Annotated in this window: 16 protein-coding genes and 1 CRISPR repeat array; of the genes, 7 read left to right on the top strand and 9 right to left on the bottom strand. The window is 63.2% G+C overall.

Going from position 1 to position 19,568, the window contains the following annotated elements; translation table 11 throughout:
- Positions 1–67 precede the first annotated feature (67 nt).
- Positions 68–310, bottom strand: a complete 243-nt coding sequence (locus tag AC3WK8_RS15530) for a hypothetical protein (protein WP_022642289.1) — start codon at positions 308–310, stop codon at positions 68–70.
- Positions 311–545: 235 nt separating this feature from the next.
- Positions 546–2,129, bottom strand: coding sequence for a peptide chain release factor 3 (locus tag AC3WK8_RS15535; RefSeq protein WP_022642288.1), 1,584 nt, complete (start codon positions 2,127–2,129; stop codon positions 546–548).
- Positions 2,130–2,592: 463 nt separating this feature from the next.
- Between AC3WK8_RS15535 and AC3WK8_RS15540 the strand changes: the two genes are divergently transcribed.
- The 5 genes from AC3WK8_RS15540 (at position 2,593) to AC3WK8_RS15560 (ending at position 7,879) form a co-directional block, all read left to right on the top strand.
- A complete protein-coding gene (locus tag AC3WK8_RS15540; RefSeq protein ID WP_103325033.1) occupies positions 2,593–3,309 on the top strand; it encodes an ABC transporter permease in 717 nt (238 codons plus the stop codon).
- A gap of 24 nt (positions 3,310–3,333) precedes the next feature.
- Complete coding sequence (locus AC3WK8_RS15545) at positions 3,334–4,227, top strand: glycine betaine ABC transporter substrate-binding protein (protein ID WP_103325034.1); 894 nt, start codon at positions 3,334–3,336, stop codon at positions 4,225–4,227.
- 12 nt (positions 4,228–4,239) lie between these two features.
- Positions 4,240–4,908 (top strand): ABC transporter permease, encoded by a 669-nt coding sequence (locus AC3WK8_RS15550; protein ID WP_022642285.1) that lies wholly within the window; start codon positions 4,240–4,242, stop codon positions 4,906–4,908.
- Positions 4,905–6,062 carry an osmoprotectant ABC transporter ATP-binding protein OsmV gene (locus AC3WK8_RS15555; protein ID WP_103325035.1) on the top strand — a complete coding sequence of 386 codons (1,158 nt, stop codon included), beginning with the start codon at positions 4,905–4,907 and terminating at the stop codon, positions 6,060–6,062. Before AC3WK8_RS15550 ends, AC3WK8_RS15555 begins: the two co-directional genes overlap by 4 nt.
- Positions 6,063–6,715: 653 nt before the next feature.
- The gene (locus tag AC3WK8_RS15560; RefSeq protein ID WP_103325036.1) at positions 6,716–7,879 is read left to right on the top strand and encodes a type III PLP-dependent enzyme; all 1,164 of its coding nucleotides are present in this window, start codon (positions 6,716–6,718) and stop codon (positions 7,877–7,879) included.
- 78 nt (positions 7,880–7,957) lie between these two features.
- Here AC3WK8_RS15560 and AC3WK8_RS15565 read toward each other — a convergent pair whose 3' ends face one another.
- From AC3WK8_RS15565 to AC3WK8_RS15580, 4 genes are read right to left on the bottom strand one after another with little or no spacing between them, the layout of a single operon-like run.
- A complete protein-coding gene (locus AC3WK8_RS15565) occupies positions 7,958–8,236 on the bottom strand; it encodes a type II toxin-antitoxin system RelE/ParE family toxin (RefSeq protein ID WP_085596339.1) in 279 nt (92 codons plus the stop codon).
- On the bottom strand, positions 8,233–8,496 hold the full coding sequence (locus AC3WK8_RS15570) for a CopG family ribbon-helix-helix protein (protein ID WP_085596340.1): 264 nt from the start codon (positions 8,494–8,496) through the stop codon (positions 8,233–8,235). The genes AC3WK8_RS15565 and AC3WK8_RS15570 overlap by 4 nt, the downstream gene beginning before the upstream one ends.
- 55 nt (positions 8,497–8,551) lie before the next feature.
- Entirely contained in the window at positions 8,552–9,337 is a 786-nt protein-coding gene (locus tag AC3WK8_RS15575; protein WP_103325037.1) for a tetratricopeptide repeat protein, read from the bottom strand.
- Positions 9,338–9,340: 3 nt separating this feature from the next.
- A complete protein-coding gene (locus tag AC3WK8_RS15580) occupies positions 9,341–10,021 on the bottom strand; it encodes a Fe2+-dependent dioxygenase (RefSeq protein WP_053138545.1) in 681 nt (226 codons plus the stop codon).
- Between the two features lie 208 nt (positions 10,022–10,229).
- Here AC3WK8_RS15580 and AC3WK8_RS15585 point away from each other — a divergent pair, with 208 nt between their 5' ends.
- Both AC3WK8_RS15585 and AC3WK8_RS15590 read left to right on the top strand, forming a co-directional pair.
- Positions 10,230–12,533: a TonB-dependent receptor gene (locus tag AC3WK8_RS15585; RefSeq protein WP_103325038.1), complete on the top strand. Its 2,304-nt coding sequence runs from the start codon at positions 10,230–10,232 to the stop codon at positions 12,531–12,533.
- 152 nt (positions 12,534–12,685) lie between these two features.
- Complete coding sequence (locus AC3WK8_RS15590; RefSeq protein WP_103325039.1) at positions 12,686–15,217, top strand: PepSY domain-containing protein; 2,532 nt, start codon at positions 12,686–12,688, stop codon at positions 15,215–15,217.
- 112 nt (positions 15,218–15,329) lie between these two features.
- Here the strand turns inward: AC3WK8_RS15590 and AC3WK8_RS15595 are convergent, their stop codons facing one another.
- The 3 genes from AC3WK8_RS15595 to csy3 all read right to left on the bottom strand — a co-directional run bounded on the left by AC3WK8_RS15595 (position 15,330) and on the right by csy3 (position 19,568).
- The gene (locus tag AC3WK8_RS15595) at positions 15,330–16,871 is read right to left on the bottom strand and encodes an alkaline phosphatase D family protein (RefSeq protein WP_085596345.1); all 1,542 of its coding nucleotides are present in this window, start codon (positions 16,869–16,871) and stop codon (positions 15,330–15,332) included.
- Positions 16,872–17,101: 230 nt separating this feature from the next.
- Positions 17,102–17,848: a CRISPR direct-repeat array (repeat unit 28 nt; unit sequence TTTCTTAGCTGCCTATACGGCAGTGAAC).
- A gap of 130 nt (positions 17,849–17,978) precedes the next feature.
- The gene (gene cas6f / locus AC3WK8_RS15600; RefSeq protein WP_103325040.1) at positions 17,979–18,542 is read right to left on the bottom strand and encodes a type I-F CRISPR-associated endoribonuclease Cas6/Csy4; all 564 of its coding nucleotides are present in this window, start codon (positions 18,540–18,542) and stop codon (positions 17,979–17,981) included.
- A gap of 3 nt (positions 18,543–18,545) precedes the next feature.
- The gene (gene csy3 / locus AC3WK8_RS15605) at positions 18,546–19,568 is read right to left on the bottom strand and encodes a type I-F CRISPR-associated protein Csy3 (protein ID WP_103325041.1); all 1,023 of its coding nucleotides are present in this window, start codon (positions 19,566–19,568) and stop codon (positions 18,546–18,548) included.

Raw genomic sequence — 19,568 nt, forward strand, 5'->3', positions numbered from 1 at the left:
CGCCTTGACCTTGTTGCACCGGCCCCTTGCGACGGATTGCGCATCGATCCGCCGCGAGGGGTTTTTTTCACCCCTGATCGGGCTCCCCGCCATCGTCGGTGGTCTGGTCGTCATCCCCCGAACTGCCGCCCTGCCCCTCATCCCCCGGCTCCGACTCGGACTTGGCCAGCATCTGCACCGGCGTGCTCTGCTCCGACGAGTAACCCGGCTCCTTGACCTGCAACAGGTTGTGGGCCCAGGCCCCGGAGGTTCCCAGGCTCAGCAGCACCAGCACCTTGATCAGCAGCACCACGCGTTGAAAAATTCTCATAGCCGATTCCATCCCTTCATAGGTGAATCATCGATGGCTGCAAACCCTGACGTGCAGCGGCCACAGCACCACCTGAAACCTAGTCGCGATACCCGGGACTTTCCAGATAGCCAGCTATCGATCCCCATGCCAGGAGCCCCCGTCCGACTAACGGTGCGTGCCACCCTGGGCTTGCCAACAGGCACAAAAAAGCCCCGCAGCCTGCACTGCGGGGCTTGGGATGTTGCCGGCGAACTTAGTGGTGTTCGCGGGTCGCGCGGAATTTCACGTCCGGCCAGCGCTCTTCCATCAACGCCAGGTTGACCCGGGTCGGCGCCAGGTAGGTCAGGTGACCGCCGCCGTCCAGTGCCAGGTTCTCCACCGCCTTGTTGGAAAACTCCTCCAGCTTCTTCTTGTCGTCGCAGCTGATCCAGCGCGCGGACCACACGGTGATCGGCTCGTAGGCGCATTCGACCTTGTATTCTTCCTTCAGGCGGCTGGCCACCACATCGAACTGCAGCACACCGACGGCGCCGAGGATGATGTCGTTGCTGCGCTCGGGGAAGAACACCTGGGTCGCGCCCTCTTCGGCCAGCTGCTGCAGGCCCTGGCGTAGCTGCTTGGACTTCAGCGGGTCCTTGAGGCGCACGCGGCGGAACAGTTCCGGGGCGAAGTGCGGGATACCGGTGAAGCCCAGGGCCTCGCCTTCGGTGAAGGTGTCGCCGATCTGGATGGTGCCGTGGTTGTGCAGGCCGATGATGTCGCCGGCATAGGCTTCTTCCAGTTGCTCACGCTCGGAGGAGAAGAAGGTCAGGGCGTCGCCGATGCGCACGTCCTTGCCGGTGCGCACGTGGCGCATCTTCATGCCCTTCTCGTACTTGCCCGAGCAGATGCGCATGAAGGCGATGCGGTCGCGGTGCTTGGGGTCCATGTTCGCCTGGATCTTGAACACGAAGCCCGAGAACTTCTCTTCCTGGGGCGCCACGCTGCGCTCGTTGGCCGCCCGTGGCAGCGGCAGCGGCGCCCAGTCCACTACGGCGTCGAGCACATGGTCGACACCGAAGTTGCCCAGGGCAGTGCCGAAGAACACCGGAGTCAGGTGGCCGTCGAGGAACTCCTGCTGGTCGAACTCGTGGCAGGCGCCCTGCACCAGTTCCAGCTGCTCGAGGAAACGCTCGTACTCGTCGCCCAGGTGGGCACGGGCTTCGGCGGAGTCGAGCTTCTCGATGATCTTGGTCTCGGTGCGCTCGTGGCCATGGCCCGGGGTGTAGACGATGATGTAGTCACCCGCCAGGTGGTACACGCCCTTGAAATCGCGGTAGCAACCGATCGGCCAGGTGATCGGCGCGGCCTTGATCTTCAGTACCGCCTCGATTTCGTCCAGCAGCTCGATCGGGTCGCGGATGTCGCGGTCCAGCTTGTTGATGAAGCTGACGATCGGCGTATCCCGCAGGCGGCAGACGTCCATCAGGGCGATGGTCCGCGGCTCTACGCCCTTACCGCCGTCGAGCACCATCAGCGCCGAGTCCACCGCGGTCAGGGTGCGGTAGGTATCTTCCGAGAAGTCTTCGTGGCCGGGGGTGTCGAGCAGGTTGATCATGTGCTCGCGATAGGGGAACTGCATCACCGAGGTGGTGATGGAGATACCACGCTGCTTCTCCATCTCCATCCAGTCGGAGGTGGCATGGCGGTCGGACTTACGCGACTTGACGGTACCCGCCACCGCAATGGCCTTGCCCATCAGCAACAGCTTCTCGGTGATGGTGGTCTTACCGGCATCCGGGTGGGAAATGATGGCGAAGGTGCGGCGTTTCGCGACTTCGGCGGCCTGTTGGGTCATGGGAAATCGCCTGGCGGTGATCAAAAAAGGGCGGCGAGTATAGCGCAAAGCTGCCTTCCCGGACCACCGTCCGGCCCTGCCATCCCCCTGTAGCCGCTGTCGGGCGCCAGCGACGGCTGCGACCGGGCGCGCAGCATCCGCAACCCGGTCATCGCCCTGGAACCCGTTGGATTCCCCGCCTCGATCACCGCCTCGCGCCACGAGGTCGCGGCCACAAGGGTGGCCAAACGCCGCCGACTATGGAACCTTTTAAAAGGTGGAGACGTCCACTTCCCTGCCAGGCGCTCATCAGATGCCTGGAATTTCAGCAAGTTAGCTTGACGAAGCTGCGCTCATGGTTCGTTCACCGCCGCCCTGCCGGCACTCGACGAACTGCTTTTCGCGGGGACTTTCCCGGCAGTCGGCCACGGCCCTGCCACAGGGGAAAGCGCCCGCCGACCGATAAGAAAAAAGGAGTCCGCCCGTGGCTATTCGCTATGGCAAAGGGCTGATAGGAGGGGCTGCGGTCATTGCCCTCCTGGCCCTGCTGGTCCACTGGATCGGCATCGATACGATCGAACACTACCGCGACGATCTACTGTTCTACCTGCAAGCTCATCTGTTCCTGGTCCTGGCGTCCATGTGCGCCGCCCTGCTGGTCGGCATTCCCGCCGGCATCCTCCTCAGCCGCCCCGCCATGGCCAGGCGCGCCGAACGCTTCATGCAAGTGTTCAACATCGGTAACACCATCCCTCCCCTGGCCGTCCTGGCCATCGCCCTCGGGGTCCTCGGCATCGGCAGCGGACCGGCGATCTTCGCCCTGTTCCTGGCCTCCCTGCTGCCCATCGTGCGCAATACCTATGAAGGCCTGAAGAACGTCCAGGGCTCGCTCAAGGAAGCCGCCACCGGCATCGGCATGACCCCGCGCCAGGTGCTGTGGAAAGTCGAATTGCCCAATGCCGTGCCGATCATCGTCGGCGGCGTGCGGGTGGCCCTGGCGATCAACGTCGGCACCGCGCCCCTGGCCTTCCTGATCGGCGCCAACAGCCTGGGCAGCCTGATCTTCCCCGGCATCGCCCTGAACAATCAGCCGCAACTGCTGCTCGGCGCCGCCTGCACCGCCCTGCTGGCGCTGCTTCTGGACGGCCTGGTGACCCTGGCCAGCCGCCTCTGGCTGGAACGTGGCCTGCGCCCGTCCTAAGCCCGTCAGAGACAAGGAACCGACATGAAGAAATTGAGCCTGATACTCGGCTGCGTCCTGCTGTTTGCCAGCCTGGCCCACGCCGCACAAAAACCGCTGATCCGCATCGGCGCCCGGGTCTTCACCGAGCAGACCCTGTTGGCGGAAATCACCTCCCAGTACCTGCGCAGCAAGGGCTACGACACCCGGGTCACCGGCGGCCTGGGCAGCAACCTGGCGCGCAGCGCCCAGGAAAGCGACCAACTGGACCTGATCTGGGAATACACCGGGGTGTCGCTGGTGGCCTACAACCACATCGACGAGAAACTCGACAAGCAGCAGTCCTACGCCCGGGTGAAAGAACTCGACGCGAAAAAAGGCCTGGTCTGGTTGTCGCCGTCCAGGTTCAGCAACACCTATGCCCTGGCGCTGCCGGAAAACGTGGCCAAGGAACATCCACAAATCAACAGCATCAGCGACCTGACCCGGGCCCTGGACGAAAACACCCGGGAAAACCGCCTGGTGGCCCTGGACACCGAGTTCGCCAACCGTTCCGACGGCATGGCCGGGATGGTCAAGCTGTATGACATGGCCCTGACCCGCAAGAACACCCGGCAGATGGACGCAGGCCTGGTCTATACCGCCCTGCGCAATGGCCAGGTGTTTGCCGGCCTGGTCTACACCACCGACGGACGCCTCAGCGCCTTCAAGCTCAAATTGCTGGAAGACGACAAGCACTACTTCCCGGACTACACCGCCGCTCCCGTGGTGCGCCAGGCCTACCTCGACGCCCACCCGCAACTGGCCGCCGAGCTCGAGCCGCTGGCGGCGCTGTTCGACGACGAAACCATGCGCCAGCTGAACGCGCGGGTCGACGTCGACCATGAAAGCCCCTCCGCCGTGGCCGCAGATTTCCTGCGCCAGCACCCACTCGATTAAAGAGGAGAAGACATGGAATTCTTGAACGCCTTTTCCCATCTCGATTGGGCCCAGGTCCTGCACCTGACCTGGCAACACATCACCCTGGTGGGCATCGCCGTCACCCTGGCCATCGTCTTTGGTGTACCCCTGGGCGTGCTGATGACCCGCTTCCCCAGCCTCGCCGGGCCATTGCAGGCCAGCGCCACGGTGCTGCTGACCATCCCCTCCATCGCCCTGTTCGGCCTGCTGCTGCCGTTCTACTCCAAGTTCGGCCAGGGCCTGGGGCCGCTGCCGGCGATCACCGCCGTGTTCCTTTATTCCCTGTTGCCCATCATGCGCAACACCTACCTGGCGCTGACCGGCGTCGAACCGGGCATCCGCGAGGCCGCCCGGGGCATCGGCATGACCTTCGGCCAGCGCCTGCGCATGGTCGAGCTGCCGATCGCGGTGCCGGTGATCCTCGCCGGAGTACGCACCGCGGTGGTGATGAACATCGGCGTCATGACCATCGCCGCCACCATCGGCGCCGGCGGCCTGGGGGTGCTGATCCTGGCCTCCATTAGCCGCAGCGACATGTCGATGCTGATCGTCGGCGCCGTGCTGGTCAGCCTCCTGGCCATCTTTGCCGACCTGCTTCTGCAATGGCTGCAACGTTCGCTGACGCCAAAAGGATTGAGCCCAATAGGAGCCCTAAAATGATCGAACTACAGAACCTGAGCAAGACCTTTCGCAGCAACGGCAAGGATGTCAAAGCCGTCGACGCGGTCAGCCTGACCGTCAACGAAGGCGAGATCTGCGTATTCCTCGGCCCCTCCGGCTGCGGCAAGAGCACCACGCTGAAGATGATCAACCGCCTGATCATGCCCACCTCGGGCAAGGTGCTGATCAACGGCGAGGACACCACCGGCCTGGACGAAGTGACCCTGCGCCGCAACATCGGCTACGTGATCCAGCAGATCGGCCTGTTTCCCAACATGACCATCGAGGAAAACATCACCGTGGTGCCGCGCCTGCTGGGCTGGGACAAGCAGAAGTGCCACGACCGCGCCCGCGAGCTGATGAGCATGATCAAGCTCGAACCCAAGCACTACCTGCATCGCTACCCGCGCGAGCTGTCTGGCGGCCAGCAACAGCGGATCGGGGTGATCCGCGCCCTGGCCGCCGAGGCCCCGCTGCTGCTGATGGACGAACCCTTCGGCGCGGTGGACCCGATCAACCGCGAGATGATCCAGAACGAGTTCTTCGAGATGCAGCGGGCGCTGAACAAGACCGTGATCATGGTCAGCCACGACATCGACGAGGCCATCAAGCTGGGAGACAAGATCGCCATCTTCCGCGCCGGCAAACTGCTGCAGATCGACCACCCGGACACCCTGCTGGCCCATCCGGCGGACGATTTCGTCAGCAACTTCGTCGGCCAGGACAGCACCCTCAAGCGCCTGCTGCTGGTCAAGGCCGAGGACGCGGCCGACAACGCGCCGTCGGTGAGCCCGGACACCCCGGTGACCGAGGCCCTGGAACTGATGGACGAGCACGATCGGCGCTACGTGGTGGTGACCTGCACCGAGAACAAAGCGTTGGGTTATGTACGGCGCCGCGACCTGCACCGCCAGGGCGGCACCTGCGGCCAGTTCCTGCGCCAGTTCAACGCCACCGCCGCCTACGACGAGCACCTGCGCATCCTGCTGTCGCGCATGTACGAGTTCAACCGCTCGTGGCTGCCGGTGCTGGACGCCGAAAGGGTGTTCCTCGGCGAGGTGACCCAGGAGTCCATCGCCGCCTATCTCAGCTCGGGACGCTCCCGTGGGATGAAGACCAACATCGTCTCCCCGGCCGAGGCCGTGAGTGCCTGATCAATAAATAATCAAAAGCCAACCCGTGGCGCGGTGGCCTGCTCGCGCTGGGCCATGCAGCGACCCTTCTTTTCATAAAGGAAGGGAACCGCTGCGCGGTCCAGCGCAAACCAGCACCCTCGCCAACCGATTTTTGGCGCTCCCACGTGCCGAAAAAAAATATCAACAGTCGCGCCTGTGGCAGCCCTGCGGCGAGCGATTGCGAAACAGTCAAAATCCCCCTTGCACCGCCCTCTCGCCGCTAACGTCGCCGATGTTGGCGACTTCGGCAGTTCACCACCACTTGGCGCGCAAAAGCCGCGAACGTGCAGGTATTTTTAACACTCGGAAATTCTTCGGGAACATCTGCCGGTCATCTGTGTCGGCTACAAAAGGACATGCCGATAACGCACGTCAGACAAGTGCAAAAACGCGACATTTTTTGTTGATCTCAGCCCCCTCACCGCCTAAAGTTCGCGCCGAACGTCCATGCTGGAAACGATCCATCCGGCTCAAGTACTGACGACGAGACAGCAAGGCCAAGGGCAGATTTCCCATGGCCTTTTTGCTTTCGGCGACATGCCTTGGGAAGTAGGCGAACCAAAGTGGGGATACGGAGGACGTTCATATGCACCCATTGATTACCAACGTTTGCCATCAGGAGCTCCCAACGCATGTCGATTAACGTCGAAGACTATTTCGCGCGCGCAACCTTTCAGAAAATGAAGGCGTTCGCCGACCAGAAAGAAACCCCGTTCGTGATGATCGATACCCAGATGATCGCCCAGGCCTACGACGACCTGCGCGCCGGGTTCGAGTTCGCCAAGGTCTACTACGCGGTCAAGGCCAACCCGGCCGTGGAAATCATCGACCTGCTGCACGAAAAAGGCTCGAGCTTCGACATCGCCTCGATCTACGAGCTGGACAAGGTGCTGGGGCGCGGCGTCAACCCGGCCAACATCAGCTACGGCAACACCATCAAGAAGTCCAAGGACATCCGCTACTTCTACGAGAAGGGCGTGCGCCTGTATGCCACCGACTCCGAAGCCGACCTGCGCAACATCGCCAAGGCCGCCCCGGGCTCCAAGGTCTACGTGCGCATCCTCACCGAAGGCTCCACCACTGCCGACTGGCCGCTGTCGCGCAAGTTCGGCTGCCAGACCGACATGGCCATGGACCTCCTGATCCTGGCTCGCGACCTGGGCCTGGTGCCTTACGGCGTGTCGTTCCATGTCGGCTCCCAGCAGCGCGACATCAGCGTCTGGGACGCCGCCATCGCCAAGGTCAAGGTGATCTTCGAGCGTCTCAAAGAAGAAGACGGCATCGAACTGAAGCTCATCAACATGGGCGGTGGCTTCCCGGCCAACTACATCACCCGCACCAACAGCCTGGAAACCTACGCCGAGGAAATCATCCGTTTCCTCAAGGAAGACTTCGGCGATGACCTGCCGGAAATCATCCTCGAGCCGGGCCGTTCGCTGATCGCCAACGCCGGCATCCTGGTCAGCGAGGTGGTGCTGGTGGCACGCAAGTCGCGCACCGCCGTGGAGCGCTGGGTATACACCGACGTGGGCAAGTTCTCCGGCCTGATCGAAACCATGGACGAGTCCATCAAGTTCCCGATCTGGACCGAGAAGAAAGGCGAAGTGGAAGAAGTGGTGATTGCCGGCCCGACCTGCGACAGCGCCGACATCATGTACGAGAACTACAAGTACGGCCTGCCGCTGAACCTGGCCATCGGCGACCGCCTGTACTGGCTGTCCACCGGCGCCTACACCACCAGCTATAGCGCCGTGGAGTTCAACGGCTTCCCACCGCTGAAGTCGTATTACGTATAAAGGCAGCGGCAAGCGGTTAGCTTCAAGCTGCAAGTAAAAAGCCCATGAGCAGTCATGGGCTTTTTAATGGCGCTGCGCTTACCGATCTTCCCTGACATGCCAGATACGCAGGATGAACAAGGTCATGCCTTGAATCTCGTAACGCATCTCATAGCGCCCCACCAGCAGACGTCGCACATCCCGGGGCAGGAACTCTTCCAACTGCTCTCCCAATCGAGGGTTATTTAGAAGAGTCTCAGGGGCCTGTACCAGGGATTGGACAGTCAGGGCGGCAGCGGAGCGATTGACCTGGGCAAGAAACTCGAAAAGACGGGCCAGGTCGGAAAGCGCCTTGCTCGTCCAATCCAGCTGTCTCATTTCGGCAGTGGCAGAGGACTGTCACCCGACAAGCTCTGCGCCCAGGCCTGCACAGCCTGGTGATCGATAACCCTACCGGCATCCACATCAGCCAGGGCCTCAAGAGTCAGGCGCCGACGCTCCTCCTCCTGGTCCACCCAGGCAACCAGCGCCTGCTTGACGATCCAAGCACGCGAACGCTCCAGGCGCGAGGCCAACTGGTCAACCTTGTTGGCCAGATCCAAAGGAATATGTGCAGTCAGCACTTTTGTCGCGGGCATGAGGCAAGACCTGCATCAGAATGATTGAAAGCGATTAGCTTTGAATCATAGTGATTTATATCAAGGCAGCAAGCCGCTCGGCATCCCGCTCATCCCCCAGTTGCGCCGCACGCTGGTGATAGGCCAGGGCCAACTGGCGGATCTCGGGATGGCGGGCCTCGAGCAAGGCAGCACGGGCAACCCGGAGGAAATTCAGGTTGCCGCCGACCAGGGCCCGCTGCAGCCAGTCCAGGGCTTCGTCGATGCGCCCGGCATCGGCGAGGATCGCCCCATGGCTGAACTGCCCGCGAAAGTCACCGCCCTCGGCCGAGCGACGATACCAATCCCGGGCCGCCTGGGGGTCGGCCGGGCAAACCAGCCCCTCTTCCAGGTAACGCCCCAGCAGGTTCATCGACTTGGCATGGCCCAGTTGCGCGGCGCGCTGGTAGCAGGCCAGGGCCCGACCGTGGTCCTGGGGCACGCCACGGCCGGTGGCCAGCAGGTTGGCGTAGTTGTACAGGCCCCAGTCCAGGCCGGCAGCCGCGGCCTGGCGGTAATGCTCGGCAGCGACGCCTGGGTCCGCCGGGCAGCCCCAGCCGTGTTCATGACAACGGCCGAGCATGTTGCGCGCCATCAGGTGCCCGCGCTGGGCGGCGATGCCGAACCAGCGCAGGGCCAGGGCCTGGTCCTGCTCGATGCCGCGACCATCGAGCAAGATCTGCCCCAGCAGCGCCTGGGCGTCCACCAGGCCTTCGCCGGCGGCCAGCAGGATCGCCTGGGCGGCGCGGCCCGGGCTCTCTTCGAGCATGGCGCTCAGTTGCCCGCCATCGAGGCTTTCCTCGCGGCGCAGTCGAAAAGCCATGGCCTAGACCTCGACCCAGCGGCGCAGCAGGTTGTGGTAGGTGCCGGTCAGGCGGATCAGCGAGGGGTGTTCGGGCATGTCCCGGGTCAGCTCCTGGATCGCCCCGTCCATCTCGAACAACAGCGCCCGCTGGCTGTCTTCGCGCACCAGGCTCTGGGTCCAGAAGAACGAAGCGTAGCGGGCACCACGGGTCACCGGATTGACCTTGTGCAGGCTGGTGCCCGGGTACAGCACCAGGTCGCCAGCCGGCAGCTTGACCCGCTGCACGCCGTAGGTGTCCTGGATCTCCAGCTCACCGCCGTCGTAGTCCTCGGGGTCGCTGAAGAACAGGGTCGAGGACAGGTCGGTGCGCACCCGCTCGGCGCTACCCTTGGGCTGGCGCACGGCATTGTCGATATGGAAGTCGAAACTGCCACCTGCGGTGTAGCAGTTGAACAGTGGCGGGAACACCTTGTGCGGCAAGGCGGCGGACATGAACAGCGGGTTCTGCCAGAGGCGTTCGAGCATCGCCTCGCCGATCTCCCGGGCCAGCGGATGGCCCTCGGGCAGTTGCAGGTTGTGCTTGGCCTTGGCCGACTGGTAGCCGGCGGTGATCTTGCCGTCCGCCCAGTCCGCCTGCTCCAGGGCTTGGCGGATGCGCCCTACTTCATCACGGGTGAACACGCCGGGGATGTGCAGCAACATGGCCAGGTACCTGGAAGCCGAAAGTGCGGCAATGGTATTGATTCTTATTGACTGTGTAAAACGCCCGGGACGGATGGGAATGCAAAAACCGTAAAGATAAATTGTAAAGAATGTAAATTCAGTGCGAATAGCAATATTTCGCAATTGATAACGAATGCTCGCATCCCCTATATTCCGCGGCCTCAAAACCTCGGGGAGGGGACAAGATATGACACGCCAACAACCATTATCCGCTGTCAGTTCGCCACGTTTGCTGGCATCGGCCATCGGCGTCGCCATCACCGCCGGCTCCGCCGCGCACATGGTCCAGGCCGCCGAGGACACCGGCAAGAAAGCCTCGGGAGCGATTGCCCTGGAAGCCACCAGCATCACCGGTGAAGCCCAGGATGCGACGTCCTACAAGGTCGACAGCTCCTCCTCGAAGAAGTACACGGCACCGCTGGTCAACACCCCGCGCTCGGTAACTGTAGTACCGCAGCAAGTCCTCAAGGACACGGCGGCGACCTCGCTGCAAGACGCACTGCGCACCGTTCCAGGTATCACCTTCGGCGCTGGTGAAGGTGGCAACCCACAAGGTGACCGCCCCTTCATTCGTGGTTTCGATGCACAAAGCGACACCTACCTGGATGGCGTACGCGATACCGGCGCTCAAAGCCGGGAAGTCTTCGCCGTGGAAAATATCGAGGTCAGCAAAGGCCCGAACTCGGCCATGGGTGGTCGTGGCGCAGCAGGGGGCAGCATCAACCTGGTCAGCAAGAAAGCTCACCTGGGCAACTCCCTCGACGGTGGTTTCACCTGGGGCTCCGACCAGACTCAACGCTACACCCTGGACGGCAACTATCAGTTCAGTGACACCGTTGCGGGCCGCCTGAACCTGATGAGCCATGAAAGCAATGTCGCTGGACGGGACAAGGTCAACTACGACCGTTGGGGCGTCGCGCCGTCCCTGGCCTTCGGCCTGGGTACCGACACCCGGGTATTCCTCGACTACTACCATCTGGAAAGCGACGACCTGCCGGATTCGGGCATTCCCTACGGCTACTCCATGGGCACGGCCCACACCGCCGCGCATCCGGACAAACCAGTCAACGGTGGCGATAGCAGCAACTTCTACGGCCTGACCGATCGCGACTTCCGCAAGTCCCGGGTGGACACGGCGACCTTTGCCTTCGAGCACGACCTGAACGACTCGTTGACCCTCAAGAACACCTTCCGCCACGGCACCAGCATGCAGGACTACATCCTGACCCAGCCGGACGATAGCCAGGGCAACGTACGCAGCGGCACGGTATGGCGCCGGGCCAACACCCGGGTCTCGAATACCGAGACCACCACCAACCAGACCGATCTCTATGGTGAGTTCGTCCTGGGTGGCTTCAAGAACAACTTCTCCACCGGTATCGAACTGTCCGACGAGTCCTCGAAGAAGAGCGGCTACAACGTTTCCAATAACTCGAGTATCAAGTGCAACGTGCCGCAGCCATCGGGCGTCTGTACCTCGCTGTCGAATCCGACGCCGGACGACATCTACGCCGGCACTATCAGTCGTAACTACGCGGGTACCGATACCGAGGGCACCACTCGTGCCATCTACTTCGCAGATACCCTGGAGCTGACCCCGCAGTGGCTGGTCAACATGGGCCTGCGCTACGACCATTTCGAAACCCAAGCCAAGACCAAGAACGGCGCTCGTACCACCACCTTCAAGGCTGAGGACACCAGTGAGTTCGTGACCGGCCAGCTGGGGTTGATCTGGAAGCCCCAGGACAACGGTAGCGTCTACATTTCCTATGCCACTTCTGCAACACCGGTGGGCAGCACCTTGGATAACGGGGCTGAAACCAACCCCTTCGCGACCACCTCCGGGACGCCGACCAGCATCGTCAGCGACATGAAGCCCGAGGAAACCACCAACTACGAAATCGGTACCAAATGGGATCTGTTCAGCGAGCGGCTATCGCTGACCGGAGCGATCTTCCGCACCGAGAAAGAAAACACCCGAGTCTTGAGTAGCAACTACACCTACGAAAACGCCGGCAAGACCCGCGTCGACGGCCTCGAGCTGACAGCCAGCGGAAAGTTGACCGACAAATGGCAAGTGTTCGCCGGCTACAGCTATCTGGACAGCACCATCGTCGATCCAGGTGCCGCTGGTGATCGCAGCGGCAAGATCACTAACCTGAACAACCCGGCCAAAGGCAACGAGCTGCCCAACACGCCGAAGAACAGCTTCAGCCTCTGGACCACCTACAACCTGACCCAGAAGCTGACCATCGGTGGTGGTGCCTTCTACGTCGACAAGGTCTGGGGTGATAACAACAACACTCTGTATGTACCGTCCTACACCCGCTACGACGCCATGGCCAGCTACAAGCTGACCAAGAACGTCGACCTGCAACTGAACGTGCAGAACCTGACGGACAAGACCTACTACGACAAGGCCTACGCGGCGCACTTCGCCAACCAGGCGCCAGGCCGTACCGCTCTGCTAAGCACCAACTTCCACTTCTGATCCACCGCGACACCCTGTGGCCCCGGCCACAGGTGCCCAAGCCCCATGCACCCGCTGCCTGGGGCTTTTGCATGTAAAGAAGAATGCTTCTCGCTCACACACGGCATAATGCGCGCCGTGTTTCACCTCTTCGGACGAACAAGGCGGTCGATGTGTTGAAGAAAACCCTGTTCCAGCTGCACTGGTTCTTCGGCATCAGCGCCGGGCTGGTCCTGGCCTTGATGGGCATCACCGGGGCCACGGTATCGTTCGAGGATGAGATCCTGCGGGCGCTCAACCCCTCGGTGCTGCAGGTCGACAAGCTGCCCGCCGGCACCCTGCCGCCGGCCGAGCTGGTGGCCAAGCTCCAGGCGGCCGAGGGCAAGGACGTGTCCATGCTCTGGGTCGAGACCGACAGCGGCAATGCCGCGCGGGTGTTCTACACCCCGCCGCCCGGGGAGCGCCGTGGGCAGATGCGCTACTTCGACCCCTACACCGGGCAGTTCACCGGCGAGGCCGTGGGCCAGGGCTTCTTCGGCTTCATGCTGCAACTGCACCGGTTCCTGGCCATGGGCGACAGCGGCCGGCAGATCACCGGCGCCTGCACCCTGATCCTGATCTTCTTCTGCCTGTCCGGGTTGTACCTGCGCTGGCCGCGCCAGGTCGCCAGCTGGCGCGCCTGGCTGACCCTGGACTGGGCCAAGAAAGGCCGGGCCTTCAACTGGGACCTGCACGCGGTGTTCGGCACCTGGTGCTTGTTGTTCTACCTCTTGTTCGCCCTCACCGGCCTGTACTGGTCGTACGAGTGGTACAGCAAGGGCCTGACCCGCCTGCTGTCCGACTCGCCACACAGCGAGCGCGCCCGGGGCGGGCGCGGCGGCCCGCCGGCCAAGGGCCCGGCCCCGGTGGCCGACTACAACGCCATGTGGAGCAGCATCTACAGCGCCGCCGGCAAGGACCTTAGCGCCTACAACGTGCGCATGCCGCCCGTGGCCGGGCAGCCGGCAACGGTGTTCTACCTGCTCAAGGACTCGCCCCACGAGCGCGCCCTGAACCAGATCACCCTGGACCCGACCACCGGCGTCATCAGCCGGCACGAGCGCTACGCCGACAAGAGCTTCAAGGCGCAATTGCTGACCAGCGTCTACGCCCTGCACGTGGGCAGCTACTTCGGCCTGGTGGGGCGCATCGTGCTGACCCTGGCCTCGCTGTGCATGCCGCTGTTCTTCATCACCGGCTGGTTGCTATACCTGGATCGCCGGCGCAAGAAGCGCCAGATCAAGGACGCCCGCAAGGGCCTGGAACAGGCCACCGACGATACCAACGGCTGGCTGATCGGCTTTGCCAGCCAGAGCGGTTTCGCCGAACAACTGGCCTGGCAGACCGCCGGGCAATTGCAGGCCGCCGGCATCGGCGCCCGGGTCCGCCCGCTGGCCAGCCTGGACGAGCAGGAGCTGCGCAGTGCCCAGCGGGCGTTGTTCGTGGTCAGCACCTTCGGCGATGGCGAGGCCCCGGACAGCGCCCGGGGCTTCGAGCGCAAGCTGCTGGGCCGCGAGCTGGCCCTCAACGGCCTGGAGTACGCAGTGCTGGGCCTGGGCGACCGCCAATACCCGCAGTTCTGCGGTTTCGCCCGGCGCCTGCACACCTGGCTGTCGAGCCAGGGCGCCAGCAGCCTGTTCACCCCGGTGGAAGTCGACAATGGCGACAGCTACGCCCTGCGCCACTGGCAACAACAACTGGGCCAGCTCACCGGCCATGCCCCGGTGGACCTGTGGCAGGCCCCGGCTTTCGCCAACTGGACCCTGAGCCAGCGCCACCTGCTGAACCCCGAGAGCAGCGGCTCCGGGGTCTATTTGCTGCAATTGCAACCGCCCGGCACCAGCAGCTGGCTGGCCGGCGACCTGGTGGAAGTCATGCCGCGCAACTGCCCGTGGCTGGTGGACCACTTCCTCGAGGGCCTGGGGCTTTCCGGCGAGAGCCCGGTGCAGCTCGACGGCCTGGAAGAGAGCCTGGAGCAGGCCCTGGGCAGCCGCCAGCTACCGGAGAACCGCGCCCACCTGGTGGGCCTGCATGCCCAGGCCCTGGTGGATGCGCTGGTGCCGCTGACCCAGCGCGAATACTCCATCGCCTCGATCGCCGCCGACGGCTGCCTGGAACTGTTGGTGCGCCAGGAACGCCACGCCGACGGCAGCCTGGGCATCGGCTCCGGCTGGCTCACCGAGCACGTCCAAGTAGGCGCGAGCATCAGCCTGCGGGTGCGCCGCAACAGCGGTTTCCACCTGCCGGCCGAGCCCTGCCCACTGATCTTGCTGGGTAACGGCACCGGCCTGGCTGGGCTGCGCAGCCTGCTCAAGGCGCGGATCGCCGAGGGCCAGCAACGCAACTGGCTGCTCTTTGGCGAGCGCAATGCCGAGCATGATTTCTACTGCAAGGACGAGCTGCAGGAATGGCTGGCCCGGGGCGACCTGAGTCGCCTGGACCTGGCCTTCTCCCGCGATCAGGAACACAAGATCTACGTCCAGGATCGCCTGCGCGAAGCCGCCAAGACCTTGCAACAGTGGCTCGACGACGGCGCCGCGCTCTATATCTGCGGCAGCCTGCAAGGCATGGCCTCGGGGGTGGACCAGGTGCTCAACGAACTGCTGGGCGCCGAACAGGTCGAGCGCCTGATCGAACAAGGCCGCTACCGCCGCGACGTCTACTGACCCGCAGGAGCGAGGCTCGCCCGCGATAAGCGCGATGCGGTGTGCCTGGGACACCGCGTTAGCATTTATCGCGGGCGAGCTGCGCTCCTGCCCCATGGGCCATAGGCGCGCATCAGGCCGGTTGCAGCTTGCGCTCGAACACCGCCACGCCATCGAGATCACGCAGGATCACGCTCATCTGCGCCGTCTGGCCATCGATCTGCACCTCGCCAAAGAACTGGAACCCGGCGAACGGCGAGGCGTTCTGGGTCGGCGGCGCCTTCTGGAACACCACCTCGGGGCCGAAAGTCTTGTCCAGCACGTTGGGCCCGAAGCTGCCGGCATTCAACGGGCCGGCGACGAACTCCCAGAACGGCTCGAAATCCTGGAACGCCGCCCGGTCGGGGTGGTAGTGGTGGGCCGCGCAGTAATGCACGTCGGCGGTCAGCCACACATGGTTGCGCACCCGGTGCTTGCGCAGGTAGGCCAGCAACTCGGCGATCTCCAGCTCGCGACCCTGGGCCTGGCCCGGGTCGCCGTTGGCGATGGCCTCCCAGCGCGCCACGCCGGGGCTGACCTCGCCGTCGGGCACGCCCAGGCCGATGGGCATGTCCGCCGCCACCACCTTCCACTGCGCCTGGGAATCCTTGAGCTCGCGCTTGAGCCAGTCCAGCTGTTCACGGCCGAGGAACGGCTTCTCGCCGCCGAGGTTGTCGTCGTTGGGCCCGCGATAGCTGCGCATGTCCAGCACGAACACATCCAGCAACGGCCCGTAGCTGAGCTTGCGATAGATGCGCCCGCCACCATCGGCGCTCTGCCGGCGCATCGGCGCGTATTCCAGCCAGGCCTGGCGCGCACGGCCCACCAGGGTCTGGATGTCCTTGACCATGTAGCGCTCGTCCAGCTGCTTGCTCGGCGACCAGTTGTTGACCACCTCGTGGTCGTCCCACTGCCAGATCTGCGGCACCTCGGCGTTGAACCGGCGCAGGTTCTCGTCCAGCAGGTTGTAGCGATAGTTGCCACGGTACTCGTCAAGGGTCTCGGCCACCTTGCTCTTGGCCTCGGTGGTGATATTGCGCCAGATGCGCCCGCCCTCGGTGGTCAGCTGCGCCGGCACCGGGCCATCGGCGTAGATGGTGTCGCCGCTGTGGATAAAAAAGTCCGGCAGGCGCAGGCGCATGGCCTCGTAGATGCGCATGCCGCCGATGTCCGGGTTGATGCCAAAACCCTGGCCGACGGTGTCGCCGCTCCAGACGAAACGGATATCCCGGCGCTGGCTCGGGGCACTGCGCAAATGGCCGAACCAGGGTTCGCTGGCCACCCCGGTGCGGGCATCCTCGAAGGTCACCCGATAAAAAATCGCCTGGTTGACCGGCAGCCCGCTCAGGTCCACCCGGGCGGTGAAGTCGGTGCGGGCATCAGCCAGCGGCGACACCAGGCGCCGCGGGTTGGTGAACATGCTGCGGGTGTCCCACTCCACCACCATCCGCGCCGGGCGGTCGCTGCGGCTCCAGATGATCGCCCGATCGCCCTGCAAGTCCCCGGACTGCACGCCATCGGTGAGCTTGGGCCGATCCTTGACCGAGGCGATCACCGCCGGCGCCAGGCTGGGCAGCAACATCCCCGCCCCGGCGATTTGCATGATCCGTCGACGGCCGAGGTTGAACTCGCTCATGGTGACTCCCTGACATGGTCAAAAGAGGCCACCTTAGCCAGCGCCGATGAAGGGGATGTGACAAAGCCGCGTCCTGGCCCGGGAGTCCCAGGCCAGCGGCGACGGGTGCAGCGGGTCTCTCAAGCTGCCTCTACGGCAGTAACGGGTGCCGATGGATTGATGATGGATTGTGTGTTGCCTGCCTGTTCGGCAATCGAGATAAACAGCACCGAAGGACGCTGAAGGACTGGTTTCTTAGCTACCTGTGCGGCAGTGAACGCGACTATCTCGGCCAGGAAGAATACGACTCTTTTCTTAGCTGCCTATACGGCAGTGAACTACCGTTCTTTCTTCAGGCATGACTTGTCCTTTTTCTTAGCTGCCTATACGGCAGTGAACCTCCAGCAGGATGCGGCTGTAACGCCGGTGCATTTCTTAGCTGCCTATACGGCAGTGAACCGCCGGGGCGGTCGGTGGGGGCGGCGCAAGCTTTCTTAGCTGCCTATACGGCAGTGAACTCCTGGTGCTAGCGACCGACTTATCCGGGCCGTTTCTTAGCTGCCTATACGGCAGTGAACTGATTCAACATAGGGAATGCCCGTACTGGACTTTTCTTAGCTGCCTATACGGCAGTGAACCTGACCAGCTCCACCACTGCCGGTGTCGCCACTTTCTTAGCTGCCTATACGGCAGTGAACATGCGCAGGTAGTCGCCGTCCTTCGTGGCGATTTTCTTAGCTGCCTATACGGCAGTGAACTGGGGTCGAAGACAATCACGACCTCATGATCATTTCTTAGCTGCCTATACGGCAGTGAACAAGGTCGCACAACCCTTTTTGACACCCATGGCTTTCTTAGCTGCCTATACGGCAGTGAACGAGCAGATCGAAGATACCTGCCTGAGCTCCCATTTCTTAGCTGCCTATACGGCAGTGAACTCGGTTGCCTGCATGAACGGCCCGCCTTCAATTTTCTTAGCTGCCTATACGGCAGTGAACTAGAGCACTTTCTCTATAACCTCCTGAATTTCAAAAGAAAGGCCGTTAAAGGTTGCTGTACACCCTTTTTCTGAAGCGCTTTGTAAGTCATTGATTTTACAAAGCGCTCCACGGCACCCGGAAAAAAGGGTCAGAACCAGGGCACTGTCGCGCTGGAGCTCAGGCCATAGCCGTTGAACGTGCCGGGCTGGGGTTGTTCGAGCAACGGGCCGTGGCGGATGAACAGGTTGAACAGCTGATGGCTGGTCTGGCTGCGCATCACCGCGAACGGCAGGTCGCAACGTTTCGCCGCGCTGTCGGGCAGGCGCTGGCGGGCTTGGTCCTCGGTCAACCCATGGCGCTTGATCAGGCGGCGACGCAGGCGTGCCGGGCTGCTATCGACCTGTACCCGGCTGACATGGCGATGCTGCACCGGCGTCGGCACCGAGCAGGGCTGGCCGATCTGTACATGGTCACGCATACCGGTCAGCCAATCGATGGCCAGCAACTGGCCCAGGGCCTGGCGATTGCCGTGGATGCGCAGGTGCGAGCCCAGGTGCCTGATCGGCCGCCGGGTATCGGGAAAGCTGATGCCGATATCGTTGCGCCGCAGGTCGTGCAGGGCCCGATGGAATTTATTGAGCAAGGCGCTCATCAACTGCGGCTCGGGAAACTCAGGGTCCGGCAGCAGTTTCAAATCCAGGTAATGGTCCATGGCTCAACCTGCCTCGCCGAACACGCCGCCGCGAATCAGGGTGGCGATCACGAAGTGCTGCTGGTCCAGCGCGGGTACTCGATCCTTGAGCACCCAGCTGTCCAGCAGGGTGTAGAAATCGTCCTGGCTGCCGCGGGGCTGGCGATAGGCCTTGCCCTGGGTAGTCACCGAGCCATAGGGTTCCACGGCGATCGGCCCGTTGCTGTCGGCGCCCTGGTACCAGGTGTCGATGCTGCGCAAGGCATTACCGACTTTCTGCGAGTGGATGCCGGCGATGTTGCCCACGCTGTACAGCGTCTTGCTCTTGTCTCCGCGCCCACGGTCCAGGATCAGCTCCTGGGACGGGAACACTTCCTGCCCGGCGCCCATGCGCGCGTAGGCCGTGATGCGCAGCAGCACATGCTGTTCGCCGGCCAGGCCCCGGGCAATCAAGCCAGCCAACGACTGCAAGGCCTCGCCCTGCTCACCGGCAGCGTCGAACTGACGCAAGGACAGGCTCAGGCTGTCGAAGCGCCATTGCGTCGCTGCCTGGCCCTCCACCAGATGCTCGACCTCCACCTCGACCTGCTCGGCGCCAATGCGGTTGCGCCACAGGAAGCGACCGTTAGCCAGGTTATGGGCGTAGCGGTGGGCCAATTCGCCGAAGCCATTGGCCTGGACATACCCCTGTACAGTCTCGAGCAGTTTCTGCCGGTAAGCGAAATCGTTGCAGGCCGAAGGCTGGCCAGTACCGGCCAGCACCCGCAGGGTGAAGCTGACCCGCAGGGTGTCGGCATCGTGCGGCAAGGTGGCCACGTCCACGGTTTGCAGGTTGGGATGCTCGATGGCGGCATCCAGCTTGGCTGGGTCCAGTTCCTTGGCCTTGAGTCGGTTGGAAATGGTTCCGCGTACGGATTTTTCCCGCACCACCACCGGCTCCCACTGACTGCGCGACTGCCAGTCGCCGGCATGGAACAGCGCATCGGAAGGGTCGAGTTTGCGCTCGAAGGCCAGGACCGAAGCGGTTTTCAGGGCGTCATTGCTCAT

Source organism: Pseudomonas sp. FW507-12TSA, from assembly GCF_058781435.1.

Coding starts and splice junctions, on each gene's coding strand:
- AC3WK8_RS15530 (WP_022642289.1), bottom strand. CDS start 310: ATGAGAATTTTTCAACGCGTGGTGCTGCTGATCAAGGTGCTGGTGCTG.
- AC3WK8_RS15535 (WP_022642288.1), bottom strand. CDS start 2,129: ATGACCCAACAGGCCGCCGAAGTCGCGAAACGCCGCACCTTCGCCATC.
- AC3WK8_RS15545 (WP_103325034.1), top strand. CDS start 3,334: ATGAAGAAATTGAGCCTGATACTCGGCTGCGTCCTGCTGTTTGCCAGC.
- AC3WK8_RS15550 (WP_022642285.1), top strand. CDS start 4,240: ATGGAATTCTTGAACGCCTTTTCCCATCTCGATTGGGCCCAGGTCCTG.
- AC3WK8_RS15555 (WP_103325035.1), top strand. CDS start 4,905: ATGATCGAACTACAGAACCTGAGCAAGACCTTTCGCAGCAACGGCAAG.
- AC3WK8_RS15560 (WP_103325036.1), top strand. CDS start 6,716: ATGTCGATTAACGTCGAAGACTATTTCGCGCGCGCAACCTTTCAGAAA.
- AC3WK8_RS15565 (WP_085596339.1), bottom strand. CDS start 8,236: ATGAGACAGCTGGATTGGACGAGCAAGGCGCTTTCCGACCTGGCCCGT.
- AC3WK8_RS15570 (WP_085596340.1), bottom strand. CDS start 8,496: ATGCCCGCGACAAAAGTGCTGACTGCACATATTCCTTTGGATCTGGCC.
- AC3WK8_RS15575 (WP_103325037.1), bottom strand. CDS start 9,337: ATGGCTTTTCGACTGCGCCGCGAGGAAAGCCTCGATGGCGGGCAACTG.
- AC3WK8_RS15580 (WP_053138545.1), bottom strand. CDS start 10,021: ATGTTGCTGCACATCCCCGGCGTGTTCACCCGTGATGAAGTAGGGCGC.
- AC3WK8_RS15585 (WP_103325038.1), top strand. CDS start 10,230: ATGACACGCCAACAACCATTATCCGCTGTCAGTTCGCCACGTTTGCTG.
- AC3WK8_RS15595 (WP_085596345.1), bottom strand. CDS start 16,871: ATGAGCGAGTTCAACCTCGGCCGTCGACGGATCATGCAAATCGCCGGG.
- cas6f (WP_103325040.1), bottom strand. CDS start 18,542: ATGGACCATTACCTGGATTTGAAACTGCTGCCGGACCCTGAGTTTCCC.
- csy3 (WP_103325041.1), bottom strand. CDS start 19,568: ATGAGCAATGACGCCCTGAAAACCGCTTCGGTCCTGGCCTTCGAGCGC.